The following is a 13984-nucleotide window of genomic DNA, read 5'->3' on the forward strand; positions in this document are numbered from 1 at the left end:
ATGTGACAGATAGCTTCAATGCGACCCAGTTTTTAAAAACCGTTTCCTCCTCTGCCGGCGTTTATCGCATGTACGATGCACAGGGGGTCGTTATCTATGTGGGTAAGGCCAAAGATCTCAAGAAGCGCCTCAGCTCCTATTTCAGACGTAATCTGCCTAATGTAAAGACCCAGGCCTTGGTGTCTCACATCGCCAATATCGATGTGACCCTGACCCCAAGCGAGACAGATGCGCTTATTCTGGAAAACGATTACATCAAGCAGTACATGCCCAGATACAATGTGCTGCTTCGAGATGATAAGTCTTATCCCTATATCTTCCTGAGCGGCCATCGTCATCCGAGGCTCGCCTATCACCGTGGGCCTCAGCGGGAGAAGGGACACTATTTCGGTCCCTATCCCAATGGCGGTGCTGTACGTGAAAGCCTGCATCTGATGCAGAAGCTGTTTCCTATCCGTCAATGTGACGATCTCTACTACAAGGCGCGCTCTCGTCCCTGTTTGCAGTATCAGATAGCCCGATGTAGCGCCCCCTGCGTGGGTAAGATAAGCGACGAAGACTATGCCGAGCAGGTTAAGCTGGCAAGCCTGTTTCTGCGGGGCAAGGATCAGCAGGTGATCGCCACCCTGGTAGACAAGATGGAGCAGGCGGCTATGGACCTCAACTATGAGGAGGCCGCCCGATATCGCGACCAGATCAGTGCACTGCGCCGCGTCGCCGAGCAGCAGGAGGTGTCAAGCGATTCAGGCGACATGGATGTGATTGGCGCCTATTACGCCTCTGGCATCGCCTGTTTTCATCTGCTGTTTATCCGTAACGGTAAGATATTCGGCAGTCGCAGCTATTACCCTAGCGTGCCAGATGAGACAGAGGTTAGCGAGGTGCTGCGCGCCTTCATGTTGCAGTTTTATCTCAATCTCGACAGTCAGCGCACGCTGCCAAGAGAGATAGTGGTCAGTCATGAGTTTGAAGACATTCATGAGCTGGAAGAGGCGATCGCTCAGGCCTCCAATAGACGCCTGCTTATCAAGACCAAGGTGCGCAGTGAGCGCGCCAGTTTCTTGCGAATCGCCGATGCCAATGCGAAAAATGCGGTTGAGACCAGGCTGTCTCACCAAAATACCGTCGAGGAACGTTTCCTGTTGCTGGAAGAGGCCCTGGAGCAGACTCAGGCGATCAATCGCATGGAATGTTTCGATATCAGCCATACCATGGGAGAGAGCACAGTGGCTTCCTGCGTGGTGTTTAATCGCGAAGGGCCGAGCAAGGGAGAGTATCGCCGCTATAATATCTCAGGGATCACCCCAGGGGATGATTACGCGGCGATGAAACAGGCGATCGGTCGCCGCTTCGACAAGGTAGAGGCGGATGGCAAGATCCCAGACATTCTCTTTATCGATGGCGGCATGGGCCAACTGAGAATCGCTCAGAAGGTAGTGAATGAAAAATTTGCTCATCTGGATGTAGCACCGACACTTATCGGGGTGGCAAAGGGGGAGGGGCGCAAGCCCGGACTCGAGACCCTCATCTATGGCGAGAACGAGGTGGCCTTTAGTTTGCCGGCTGATTCAGGCGCGCTGCATTTGATCCAGCACATTCGTGACGAGTCCCACCGTTTCGCGATAACCGGCCACCGTAATAAGCGCCAGAAGACCCGCAATACCTCGACGCTCGAATCGATACCTGGGGTAGGGCCTAAGCGTCGTAAGGCGTTATTGCAATACTTAGGTGGTTTACAGCAAGTTAAGGGGGCCAGCGTAGCGCAATTGTCTAAAGTGCCGGGCATTAGCCTAGAAATGGCACAAACAATACATGATGCGTTGCGAGGGTGAGAAAATTAAGGCAAGATTGGCGCTGCTTTTAGATAATTGGTTTACACATGCCGTTTAACGTACCGATAGCTCTCACATTTTTTAGATTAATATTACTACCTGTTTTCGTAGTGCTTTTTTATGTGCCTTATAGCTGGTCTCCCTTTGCGGCTGCCTTTGTATTCTGGTTGGCGGCGGTGACCGATGCGTTGGATGGCTATGCGGCGCGAAAATTACAGCAATCGACCCGATTCGGTGCGTTTCTGGATCCCGTGGCTGATAAGATCATGGTTACAACTGCGCTGGTGCTCTTAGTCGCCGAATATAAGAGTATCTGGCTGACACTGCCGGCGCTGTTTATGATTGGCCGGGAGATAGTGATCTCTGCACTGCGGGAATGGATGGCCGAGATAGGTAAGCGTGGTACGGTGGCCGTTTCTTGGATTGGCAAGTATAAGACGGCGGCGCAGATGATCGCCATCATAGGGCTTATCTGGAAGCCTAATGATTGGCTGACCTATACGGCTATAGCCCTATTTTATGTGGCGGCCATCCTGACGTTTTGGTCTATGGTGAGCTATATAAAGGCCGCCTGGGCGGATCTCACCGACGAATCGAACAATTAAAATGCAATGCGATCACTTAGTGTGCAAATGGTGCGTTAAGGTGAAATAGGACATTGACACTTGAGGGTAAATCGGTAGAATGCCAATCCGCAGTCAGGGGAAAGCTTATTAAGACTCTGACGCGAAATAAGATGAAGTAAGCGACATTAGCTCAGTTGGTAGAGCGATACCTTGCCAAGGTATAGGTCATCGGTTCGAACCCGATATGTCGCTCCAATCTTAACCTAAGGCGCGATGGCAGAATGGCTATGCTGCGGATTGCAAATCCGTCGATCTCGGTTCGACTCCGGGTCGCGCCTCCACTTTATGTTTTAGTGCCAATATGCGGTAAAACACACTTTGCCCGAGTGGTGGAATTGGTAGACACAAGGGATTTAAAATCCCTCGCTGGTAACAGCGTGCCGGTTCAAGTCCGGCCTCGGGTACCATCATTTGATGACAAAAAGGCCTCAACACAAGTTGAGGCCTTTTTGTTTATCCACTAAAATTTCTGTCTATTCATTGAAAACTTTTCTTCATTTATTAATTAAAAATCATGGGTCTATCCCATTTTGTGCTGTGCTTGCTGGGATTTCACGAAAGGCGTAATACAATTATTGAATGAAACTTTCAATGAATCGGTTATTAAGGTCTTGAATCGAGATGCGTAAAGTAAGCGGGTTTACCCTGATTGAATTAGTTGTGGTGATTATCGTGCTGGCAATTCTGGCCGTGGTCGCCTTGCCAAGGTTTATTTCTGTGGGCCAGGATGCTCACGACAGCGCGGCGAAAGGGGCGTTTGCTGCCTTTACTTCGGGCGTTTCACTCTATCACAGCTGTTGGTTGGCCTCGGGAGCCAGTGGTCATGTGGTCGACCTTGCCTGTTTTGGTGATGGGTCTATCGATTCGACCACTACAGGCTATCCGCTGGGACAGACGACCCAAGCAAGTGGCAACAATGGTACTCAGTTGCAGGGAGAGTTCTGCCGTCAACTTTGGGAAGGCTTGTTAGATAATAACGACTACCAGTTGGTGCCTCATGGTGATGCGGCATTTGGCGGGAGTAATGACATTGTCTACTGGTATTCTGGTGGTGAGATAAGTCTTAGCAACACCTATTGTTACTTTAACTATATACGCGATAACCGGGCAAAAGGCAGTGAGAACTGGCAGTTGAGATACTACCCTGGCACGGGGAAGACGCTCATCACCCGCTCGACCCTGAGCTGACGGGCGGTCTAACCGTCAGTCGATGAAGGTCTGGTTTGTTTGGACCACACTTCAGCTTATAAAAAATCCGTCTTTAGTCGCTTAGGCCGCCAATGCTTCTATGAGCCATAATTATCCAAGGAGGTAATTATGGCTTTGAGACGCATTTTCATATCGCTTCTACTGCTTTGGTCTTGCTTAGGTGTTGCCGATGAGCGCCTCGATGCGGCGCGTCAAGCGTTACTCAATCAGGTTGAAGTGATTCGACTCGCCTATGCCTCCCGGGAGTTTGACAACTACCATCAGCAGCTCAAGGCTGAACAGCAACTACCGACTGAAAGGCTTTATGCCATAGCCGAGGCGACGACTGATTTCTGGCGTCGTCAGGGCATTGCCACAGGTGGATCTCCCTTAACCCTCAATGATCCATACATGGCGGTGATCGCCAGTGAACCCAGAGCGTCCGATTATTTGATGTTGAGTAATCGTGTGCGCTATCTCTTGTGGTTGGCGCGCCATGAATCCTGGTTGCCACTCGAGCCCTTGGGCTGGCTAAAGCCGGGAGACAGTCACAAGGCGATCAGCGAGATAAGAGGGCGCCTCCAGGCACTAGGAGACTATCCTCAAGGCGCCACAAGTGGTTCCTATTACGATGAGAGATTAAAAGAGGCGGTGCTTAGGTTTCAGGTCCGTCATGGTCTTAAGTCCGATGCCATCATAGGCCCAGCAACCTTAGCTTGGCTAAATCGCTCTCCCAGGGAGCGAGCGCAGCTCCTGGTCGTGAACTTTATTCAGCGAGCCGAATATCTGGCAGAGATAGGAGAGCGTTATCTTCTGATCAATATTCCCGCCTATGAGATGTGGCTGGTGGATGATGATAGAGTCGCATTGCGCTCTAAGGTGATTGTCGGTAAGCCGTATCGCCAGACGCCTATCATCAGTGGTGAGATAAAAAACCTAGTACTCAACCCCAGTTGGCGGGTACCTCGTCGGTTGTTAACCCGGGATCTCCTGCCTAAGGTAAGAGAAGATGGTAGTTACATTAGCAGCCGAAACTTCGAGGTGTTTGATTACCATGGCGAGCGGGTTATCAAGAGTGACGATGAGTGGCGTGATGTAGCCAGGGGCAAATTTCCCTATCGTTTGGTGCAAAAACCTGGAGCAGGAAATACCTTGGGGCGTTATAAGTTCTTCTTTCCTAACGAGTACAGCATCTATCTCCATGATACCTCTGACAAGGCGCTATTTGAGCGTAGCGATAGGGCGCTCTCCTCGGGCTGTATTCGGGTGGAAAAGGTCGAACAGTTGGCCAACTGGATGGCTTCACATCTGGTGCGAGACAAGCAAACCTGGGTCAACATGCAGCGTGAGCGCGATAAGACCCAATGGTTCGCCTTCGATGCGAGCCTGCCAATTCATCTTGTGTATTGGACCTCCTGGCTGGATGACGACAATGTGGCCCAGTTTAGAGAAGATATATACAAAAAGAATCAAAAATTTAGTCTGAATTTGCAAGCCACAAATTAGCCTCCAGCCCAGTGTTTGTCTGGGCTCAGGTAAAAAGTAACACTTGATCTCGTTTGGAATTAAGGTTAATTTGTCCGCTGTTTTGGTTAAAAAATAAACGGTGGTGTTGAGGTGACGATAGTTTGTCCTGCGCGTAGGCAGTTGTTATTAGGCCTAGGTGGTGTAGCAATGTTTTCTATGGTGCCGTCTAAAGCTCGAGCGAGTCGCTCGACTCAAGGAGTTCGCTCTTTAGGGTTTTATAATCGGCACACGGGAGAACGGGGGCAAGGAAGCTATTGGATCGATGGTGATTATCAAACAAATACCTTAAATGATTTTAATCATCTACTGCGGGATCATCGTCAAAACGAAACGGCGCCCATGGATAAGCGCTTATTCGATCTGCTCTTTTCGCTGAGGCAGACCCTACAGGTTGATGAAGATTTTCATGTGATCTCGGGTTATCGTTCGCCCAAGACCAATAAGATGCTGGCCAGTCGCAGCTCTGGTGTGGCGAAGAAGAGTTATCATATGAAGGGAATGGCGATGGATATCGCCCTGCCAGACGTTAACCTTAAGGAGCTGCGTGATGCGGCGATCTCCCTTAAGCTCGGCGGAGTAGGTTATTACCCGAGCTCTGGGTTTGTCCACGTAGATACTGGCCCGGTACGTACCTGGTAGCTAAATACCGGCTTTAATTTACTTAAAGTTTGTTAAAGCCGGATCACTGTGCTAGTATTCGCTCGCTTTAAATGAGGTCATCGTTGGTCGAAAGCGATGACCACCTATAATACTATTGATTTAAGTGAGTAAATTATGTCTTACACAATTACCGCACAAACCCGCACTGAAATTGGGAAAGGTTCGAGCCGCCGCCTACGTCATGCTGGTAAAGTTCCTGCAGTTATCTATGGTGCGGGTAAAGAAGCCGTTTCTATCGAATTCGAACACCGTTCAATCATCAACATTCAAGCTAACGATGATTTCTACAACAACGACATCACTATCGTTCTAGACGGTAAAGAAGTTAAAGTTCGTGTTCAAGCTATGCAACGTCACGCGTTCAAGCCAATGATTGAGCACGTTGACTTCAAATTCGCTTAATCGCGGATCTGAAATAAAAAAAGCGCCCATGTGGCGCTTTTTTTATGCCTCTATTTTCCATTCTCCTAAGCCGTCTGCTCAGACTCTGAGACCTTTTCAGGGCAGCTGGCGATAACGATAGGCTCGCCCTGCTCGTTGATCTCCTCCAAGCTTACATTAAAGCCCCAGAGCCTATGTAGGTGTTTGACCACCTCCTGAGAGCTCTTATCCAGTGGAATACGATTGATGGGGATGTAGCGTAGCGTCAAGGAGCGATCGCCAGAGATAGCTACGCTCTGTACCTGGATATTGGGCTCTAGGTTAGACAGATTGTACTGCTGAGACAGGGTCTGGCGGATCTCCTGGTATCCCAGGTCGTCATGGATCGCAGAGATGCTGAGATAGTTTTTCTTATCATCATCTAAGATACTGAAAAACTTGAATTGGCGAATCATATTTGGTGACAGATATTGGCTGATAAAGCTCTCGTCTTTAAAGTTCTCCATGGCAAAATGTAGGGTATCGAGCCAGTTGCTGCCGGCGATATCTGGAAACCAGCGTTTGTCCTCTTCGGTGGGGGCCTCGCAGATACGACGTATGTCGACAAACATGTTAAAGCCCAGGGCATAGGGGTTGATGCCGGAATAATAAGGGCTGTTATAGCTCGGCTGGGCGATCACATTGGTGTGATTTTTCAAAAACTCTATCATGAAGCGATCGGAGACTAGCCCCTCGTCGTAGAGGTGGTTGAGTATGGTGTAGTGCCAGAAGGTGGCCCAGCCTTCGTTCATCACCTGGGTCTGACGCTGGGGATAGAAGTATTGCCCCATCTTACGCACGATTCGTACTATCTCCCGTTGCCAGGGTTCGAGCAGCGGCGCATTCTTTTCGATGAAGTAGAGGATATTTTCCTGGGGCTCTTCGGGAAAGCAGGGTGCGGCCTGCTGTTTTTGGGGATCCGGTGCCAGTGGTATGGTACGCCAAAGATCGTTCACCTGGCTCTGCAGGTAGGCTTCACGCTCCTTTTGACGCACCTTTTCTTCCTTGAGTGAGATCTCGCTGGGGCGCTTGTAGCGATCGACACCATAGTTCATCAGGGCGTGACAGGAATCTAAGATGAGCTCGACTTGCTCCTCGCCGTAGCGCTCCTCACACTCTCTGACGTAGTTTTTGGCGAACACCAGATAGTCGATAATCGAGCTGGCATCCGTCCAGGTCTTGAATAGATAGTTGCTCTTGAAGAAGCTGTTGTGGCCGAAGCTGGCGTGGGCCATCACCAGCGCCTGCATGGTAATGGTGTTCTCTTCCATCAGGTAGGCGATACAGGGATCTGAGTTGATCACTATCTCGTAGGCTAGGCCCATCTGTCCCCGTTTATAGCCTTGTTCTGTTTCGATAAACTTCTTACCGAAAGACCAATGGGTGTAGCCTATTGGCATGCCTATTCCCGCATAGGCATCCATCATCTGCTCGGCGGTGATCACCTCTATCTGATTTTTATAGGTGTCCAGGCGGTAATGCTCCGCTACGCGTTCGATCTCGACCAGGTAAGATTCCAATAACTCGAATGTCCAATCCGGGCCATCATTTAATACAGCGCGCTTCTTTTTTGAACTCATAAGGCCCCCTAAACAGCTTGTTTCTTAAACAGTTCTCTAAATACAGGGTATATATCCTCAGCCTGTTTGATGTGCTGAACTGCAATATTATCGTGAGTCTTCTGTAGTCCTTCATATTCGCGCCACAGGGTCTGATGGGCACGGTTGGTGATCTCTATATAGCTGAAATAACGCACCACGGGCAGTAGCTTATGTTCCAACAGTTGCCGGCAGGTAGGAGAGTCATCTGCCCAGTTGTCGCCATCCGATGCCTGGGCCGCATAGATGTTCCACTCGCTTTCGGGATAGCGTTCACGCTGGATCTCATGCATCAGTTTGAGCGCGCTGGAGACTATGGTGCCGCCGGTTTCCTGTGAGTAGAAAAATTCATGTTCATCCACCTCCTTGGCCTGGGTATGGTGGCGAATATAAACGACCTCCAGATTCTTATAGGTACGGGTGAGAAACAGGTAGAGCAGAATGTAGAAACGTTTAGCCATATCTTTGGTGGCCTGATCCATTGAACCCGATACATCCATGAGGCAAAACATCACAGCCTGACTCGAAGGTACTTCGCGTTTGGCGAAGTTGTTGTATCTAAGATCGAAGGTGTCTATAAAGGGCACCTTGGCTATCTTGGCTTCGAGCTCTGCTATCTGTTCCTTCAGGGCGATGATCTTCTCGGCCTCTGAGCCCGGTGTCTGCTCGAGTGTCTCCAGCTCAGCCTTGAGTTCAGCTAGCAGTGCCTTCTTAGAGGAGGACATGGCAATACGTCTGGCTAAGGATGAGCGTAGCGAGCGAATGATGTTAATGTTTGCCGGTACGCCATCATTGGTAAAGCCGGCACGATAGGTTTGATACTCCACCAGCTTGTTGAGGCGATTGCGCTGCAGGTTGGGGAGCTCGAGATCTTCAAACAGCAGCTCTAGATATTCATCTTTAGAGATCTGAAATACGAAATCGTCCTGGCCCTCTCCTGAGTCTGAGGCATCTCCCTGGCCGCTGCCTTGGCCGCCTTGTGGCGGGCGCTCAACCTTGTCGCCGCGGGAGAATTGATCGTTACCCGGATGCACTCGCTCACGCATACCCCCCTGTCCCTGATGAAAGGTTGGCTCGCTGATATCCCGGGTGGGGATACTGATTTTCTCGCCTTTATCTATGTCGGTCACGCTGCGTCGGGTCACGGCGTCACTGACGGCCTTCTTGATCTGTTGCTTATAGCGGTTGATAAAACGTTGACGATTGACTGTACTCTTTCCCTTAGTATTCAGTCTTCTATCGATAAAATTAGCCATGCGCACCTCCCAAGACTAGCGGGGAGCGAACTCCCCGTGTACGGGTATCAAGATGATTTACGAACCCGTAAATACCACTCAGACAGGAGTCTGACCTGTTTCTTGGTGTAGCCTTTCTCCATCATGCGATTGACAAAGTCGTCGTGTTTACGCTGATCGTCTGTGGAGGTCTTAGTGTTGAAGGAGATGACTGGCAGGAGATCTTCCGTGTTGGAGAACATCTTCTTCTCGATGACGGTACGTAGCTTCTCATAGCTGGTCCACAGTGGGTTAGAGCCTTCGTTGTTGGCCCTGGCACGCAGCACGAAGTTGACGATCTCGTTGCGGAAGTCTTTCGGATTACTAATCCCCGCGGGTTTCTCTATCTTCTCGAGTTCGGCGTTGAGGGCGGCGCGATCGAACAGCTGGCCTGTTTCGGGATCCCGATACTCCTGATCCTGGATCCAGAAGTCAGCGTAGGTGACATAACGGTCGAAGATGTTTTGACCATACTCCGAATAGGACTCTAGGTAGGCGGTTTGGATCTCTTTGCCGATGAACTCGATATATTTGGGGGTGAGGTAGCCTTTCAAGAACTCCATGTAACGCTCGGCCATTTCGGCCGGGAACTGTTCCTGTTCGATCTGGCGTTCCAATACATAGAAGAGGTGTACCGGGTTAGCGGCGATCTCGCTATGGTCGAAGTTAAACACCTTAGAGAGGATCTTAAAGGCGAAGCGGGTAGAGAGTCCCTGCATCCCTTCATCTACGCCGGCATAGTCACGATACTCCTGATAAGACTTTGCCTTAGGATCGGTATCTTTAAGGCTCTCGCCATCATAGACCCGCATCTTAGAGTAAATGGAGGAGTTTTCCGGCGCCTTGATGCGCGACAGCACGCTAAATTGCGCCAGGGTCTCCAGGGTATAGGGAGCACATGGCGCCTGAGCCAGTTCTGAGTTGGTGAGCAGTTTCTCGTAGATCTGGATCTCTTCTGACACTCTGAGGCAGTAGGGAACTTTCACTATGTATACCCTGTCCAGGAAGGCTTCGTTGGTCTTGTTGTTTCTAAAGCTGGTCCATTCGGACTCGTTGGAGTGAGCCAAAATGATGCCGTTGAAGGGCAGGGCCGACAGGCCTTCGGTGCCGTTGTAGTTACCCTCCTGGGTGGCTGTCAGCAGGGGATGTAACACCTTGATCGGCGCCTTAAACATCTCGACGAACTCCATCAGGCCTTGGTTGGCACGGCATAGAGCGCCGGAATAAGAGTAGGCGTCGGCATCATGTTGGGCATAATGCTCAAGCTGGCGAATGTCCACCTTACCCACCAGAGAGGAGATATCCTGATTGTTCTCATCGCCGGGCTCTGTCTTGGCGATTCCCACCTGGTCAAGGATTGAGGGGAAGACTTTGACCACCTTGAATTTAGAGATATCGCCTCCAAACTCATGCAGACGTTTCACTGCCCAGGGTGACATGATTGTCTTGAGATAACGCTCGGGTATCTTGTATTCGTTTTTGAGTAGTTCACCATCTTCCTCTGGATTAAACAGACAGAAGGGATGGTCGTTGACTGGGCTTCGTTGTCCGTTGGCGCTCAAGACATAGATGGGCACATTCTGCATGAGAGATTTAAGCTTCTCGGCCAGAGAGGACTTACCACCGCCTACAGGGCCGAGCAGGTAGAGGATCTGCTTTGATTCTTCCAGCCCTTGAGCCGAATGTTTGAGGTAGGCGACTATCTGCTCGATCGAGTCTTCCATACCGTAGAAATCTTTAAAGGCGGGATAGTGAGAGATCAGCCTGTTGGAGAAGATACGGCTCAGTACCGGATCCTTAGAAGTATCTATCACCTCGGGTTTGCCGATGGCCGCTAGCAGACGCTCTGCCGCAGATGCGTAGGCGATTCTGTCTTCTTTACAGATCGCCAGAAACTCTTGCAGTGAATACTCTTCATCTAATTTTTTTTCATAGCGCTGTTGATAATGCTCGAAAATGCCCATGTTCCACCCCCTGAAAAGCCAACGATATGTCTTAAGGGACAACTGAAAATCAGTGACCTACTACTAATAATAGTCCTTAAACGAGATCTGGGTATCAAAAAAGACAATAAAAACAATGACAAACAGTTGCAAATGCAACTATTGCAACTGTAGCGATACACTGGGTGACTCGAGTGTTCGAAGAGAGAGGTATGAAAGTTAGCCCGAGAAATGTGCTAAGCGAGCCGCAAATGAGGGAAGAAATTCAACGGCAGAGAGGAGAGAAAGTAAACCCAGGCGATTAACTGTATGCCCCAAGCCAACCATTTACCTTAATTTAAGCAATAAAAAGGAGCCGTGAAGCTCCTTTTCAAATCTGGTCGAATAAGATTAAGCAGCGAAGTTGCTGTTTACGAATTCCCAGTTAACCAGATTCCAGAACGCCGCCATGTAATCAGGACGTACGTTACGGTAATCGATGTAGTAGGCGTGCTCCCAAACATCAACAGTCAGAAGTGGTGTAACACCTTCGTCAGTTAGTGGGGTAGCAGCATTGCTAGTGTTAACGATGGCCAGGCTACCGTCAGCTTTCTTCACTAGCCAAGTCCAAGCGCTACCGAAGTTGTTAACGGCTGCGTCGGTGAACTGTGCCTTGAATGCATCGAAAGAACCGAAAGCTGCGTCGATAGCTGCGGCGATCTCGCCAGTTGCAGCGCCGCCAGCGTTAGGTGCTAAACAGTTCCAGTAGAAGGTATGGTTCCAGATTTGAGCCGCGTTGTTGAAGATGCCACCGGTAGAAGTCTTAACGATCTCTTCCAGGCTCTTTTCGGCAAGCTCAGTACCTTCAACAAGACCATTTAGTTTCACTACATAGGTGTTGTGATGCTTACCATAGTGGTACTCGATGGTTTCCTGGGAAATATGGGGCTCGAGTGCGTTCTTCGCATAAGGCAGTGCTGGTAATTCAAAAGCCATGTTTTTTCTCCATTGACATTCAATTGTCTTTTTAGGTTTGCTCACAAAGGCACATTCTACCTGATAAAGTTGTGATGTGAATCATTGTTTGTTTGATTTTTTAGATTAATTCAATCGATAAGCTAACTCAGTGAATAACCCTGAAAAAAGTAGGTTTTCGTTATCCCTGAACCTAGCGTACAATAGGCTAAATTTGTTGACGTGGCTTTGCTGCAAAATTTAGGAAAGAAGATGGACACAAACGAAACTGTAGAAAAAATCAAACAGCAAATCGCTGAAAATCCTATCATCCTCTACATGAAAGGGTCTCCTAAGCTACCTAGCTGTGGATTTTCTTCGCAAGTGGCGCAGATCATGATTAACTGCGGTGCTCAATTTGCCTATGTTGATATTTTGCAGCATCCCGATATTCGTGCCGAGCTGCCTAAATACGCTAACTGGCCAACCTTCCCACAGCTTTGGGTTGAAGGTGAGCTGATTGGTGGTTGCGACATTCTGACCGAAATGTATCAGAAGGGTGAGCTTCAGACCCTAATCGCCGACACGGCCGCTAAGTACGCTGACCAAGAGGGTGAGGCTTAATCTTAATTACGCCTTACTATCGGATAAGAAAAAGCCCTTCAAGTGAAGGGCTTTTTTATGCTTGATGGCAGGTGGTTAAGCTGTTTCTTGTTCGGCGCTATCTTGGGGGTCAGGGAGCAGGAGGTTCATGGTAATGGCTACGATACCGCACAGACTGATCCCTGTGAGGCTAAAAGAGCCGATTCCAAATGCCATGCCGCCGATACCGAAGACCAGGGTGACGCCGACGATACAGAGGTTTCTTGGCTCTCCGAGATCGACATGGTTTTTGATCAGTGAATTCAGGCCCACTGCGGCGATGGAGCCAAATAGTAGACACATGATGCCGCCCATGACGGGGACGGGGATGGTCTGCATCAGGGCGCCGAGCTTGCCGATAAAGGCCAGCAGAATGGCGGTGATGGCGGTCCAGGTCATGATGGCCGGGTTAAAGGCTTTGGTCAGTGTTACTGCACCCGTCACCTCGGAGTAAGTGGTGTTCGGTGGGCCGCCGAGTGCCGATGCCGCTATGGTGGCGATGCCGTCGCCGCTTAGGGTACGGTGTAGGCCAGGCTTCTTCATATAATCTTTGCCGGTGACGTTAGAGATAGCCAGAATGTCGCCGATATGCTCGACCGCCGGGGCGATGGCCACGGGGATCATGAAGGCGATGGCGTGCCAGTTAAACTCGGGGGCCACAAAGTTAGGCATCGCCAGCCAACTGGCCTGGGCGACCGGGGTAAAATCTACCACACCAAAGATGAGGCTGAGGCCGTAACCGACTATGATGCCAGCTAGGATTGGCATCAGCTTAACTATGCCCTTGGCAAAAATCGCAACGGTAATGGTGGTCAGCAGTGAGGCGAGGGAGATGATCAAGGCGTGTTCGGGATCAACCAGAACCAGGCCGCCATCGCCGCTCTTGCCGAGCGCCATGTTAACGGCCACTGGCGCGAGACCCAGGCCAATCACGATAATCACGGGCCCGACGACAACTGGCGGTAACAGACGCTTGATGAAGGCATCCCCCCTAAATTTTACCAGGGTGGCCAGCATCAGATACACACATCCAGCTGCCATGAGTCCGCCCATGGTCGCGGGAATGCCCCAGGTCTGTACGCCGTAGAGTATGGGAGCGATAAAGGCAAAGGAGGAGGCGAGGAAGATAGGGACTTGGCGTTTGGTCACAAGCTGGAAGAGCAAGGTGCCTATGCCGGCGGTAAAGAGGGCGACGTTGGTATCGAGCCCGGTTAACAGCGGCATCAATACCAAAGCGCCAAAGGCGACAAATAGCATCTGCGCGCCCTGTAGGGGGATTGCTAAACGTTTCATTGTTATTCTCTTTTTATGGCTAAACCGCACAATGTTAACGTCTTGCTA

Annotated in this window: 12 protein-coding genes and 3 tRNA genes; 10 read left to right on the forward strand and 5 right to left on the reverse strand. The window is 50.1% G+C overall.

Annotated elements, in window-relative coordinates; genetic code table 11:
• Positions 1–2 precede the first annotated feature (2 nt).
• The 9 genes from uvrC to rplY all read left to right on the forward strand — a co-directional run bounded on the left by uvrC (position 3) and on the right by rplY (position 6235).
• Positions 3–1832: an excinuclease ABC subunit UvrC gene (uvrC, locus tag GNT65_RS00710; RefSeq protein WP_160793222.1), complete on the forward strand. Its 1830-nt coding sequence runs from the start codon at positions 3–5 to the stop codon at positions 1830–1832.
• Positions 1833–1879: 47 nt separating this feature from the next.
• The gene (gene pgsA, locus GNT65_RS00715) at positions 1880–2437 is read left to right on the forward strand and encodes a CDP-diacylglycerol--glycerol-3-phosphate 3-phosphatidyltransferase (RefSeq protein WP_160793223.1); all 558 of its coding nucleotides are present in this window, start codon (positions 1880–1882) and stop codon (positions 2435–2437) included.
• 140 nt (positions 2438–2577) lie between these two features.
• Positions 2578–2653 (forward strand) — tRNA-Gly (locus GNT65_RS00720).
• Positions 2654–2665: 12 nt separating this feature from the next.
• Positions 2666–2739: transfer RNA gene (locus GNT65_RS00725), tRNA-Cys, on the forward strand.
• A 39-nt stretch (positions 2740–2778) separates the two neighbouring features.
• A tRNA-Leu gene (locus tag GNT65_RS00730) sits at positions 2779–2865 on the forward strand.
• A 214-nt stretch (positions 2866–3079) separates the two neighbouring features.
• A complete protein-coding gene (locus tag GNT65_RS00735; protein WP_160793224.1) occupies positions 3080–3646 on the forward strand; it encodes a type II secretion system protein in 567 nt (188 codons plus the stop codon).
• Between the two features lie 129 nt (positions 3647–3775).
• Positions 3776–5152: a L,D-transpeptidase family protein gene (locus GNT65_RS00740; RefSeq protein ID WP_160793225.1), complete on the forward strand. Its 1377-nt coding sequence runs from the start codon at positions 3776–3778 to the stop codon at positions 5150–5152.
• Between the two features lie 111 nt (positions 5153–5263).
• Positions 5264–5812, forward strand: a complete 549-nt coding sequence (mepK, locus tag GNT65_RS00745) for a peptidoglycan L,D-endopeptidase MepK (protein ID WP_160793226.1) — start codon at positions 5264–5266, stop codon at positions 5810–5812.
• Positions 5813–5947: 135 nt separating this feature from the next.
• Entirely contained in the window at positions 5948–6235 is a 288-nt protein-coding gene (gene rplY, locus GNT65_RS00750) for a 50S ribosomal protein L25 (RefSeq protein ID WP_160793227.1), read from the forward strand.
• Between the two features lie 65 nt (positions 6236–6300).
• Here rplY and GNT65_RS00755 read toward each other — a convergent pair whose 3' ends face one another.
• From GNT65_RS00755 to sodB, 4 genes are all read right to left on the reverse strand, one after another.
• Entirely contained in the window at positions 6301–7833 is a 1533-nt protein-coding gene (locus GNT65_RS00755; RefSeq protein ID WP_160793228.1) for a SpoVR family protein, read from the reverse strand.
• An 8-nt stretch (positions 7834–7841) separates the two neighbouring features.
• Positions 7842–9107 carry a YeaH/YhbH family protein gene (locus GNT65_RS00760; RefSeq protein ID WP_160793229.1) on the reverse strand — a complete coding sequence of 422 codons (1266 nt, stop codon included), beginning with the start codon at positions 9105–9107 and terminating at the stop codon, positions 7842–7844.
• Positions 9108–9154: 47 nt separating this feature from the next.
• On the reverse strand, positions 9155–11089 hold the full coding sequence (locus GNT65_RS00765; RefSeq protein ID WP_160793230.1) for a PrkA family serine protein kinase: 1935 nt from the start codon (positions 11087–11089) through the stop codon (positions 9155–9157).
• A 369-nt stretch (positions 11090–11458) separates the two neighbouring features.
• Complete coding sequence (sodB, locus tag GNT65_RS00770; protein ID WP_160793231.1) at positions 11459–12043, reverse strand: superoxide dismutase [Fe]; 585 nt, start codon at positions 12041–12043, stop codon at positions 11459–11461.
• A 231-nt stretch (positions 12044–12274) separates the two neighbouring features.
• On the opposite strand from sodB, the gene GNT65_RS00775 reads away from it, so the two are divergent.
• The gene (locus tag GNT65_RS00775) at positions 12275–12625 is read left to right on the forward strand and encodes a Grx4 family monothiol glutaredoxin (RefSeq protein WP_160793232.1); all 351 of its coding nucleotides are present in this window, start codon (positions 12275–12277) and stop codon (positions 12623–12625) included.
• Positions 12626–12700: 75 nt separating this feature from the next.
• Here GNT65_RS00775 and GNT65_RS00780 read toward each other — a convergent pair whose 3' ends face one another.
• A complete protein-coding gene (locus GNT65_RS00780; RefSeq protein ID WP_160793233.1) occupies positions 12701–13936 on the reverse strand; it encodes a uracil-xanthine permease family protein in 1236 nt (411 codons plus the stop codon).
• Positions 13937–13984: the final 48 nt, after the last annotated feature.

Origin of the sequence: Shewanella insulae, from assembly GCF_009831655.1 — a bacterium.
Classification (GTDB): Bacteria; Pseudomonadota; Gammaproteobacteria; order Enterobacterales; family Shewanellaceae; genus Shewanella; species Shewanella insulae.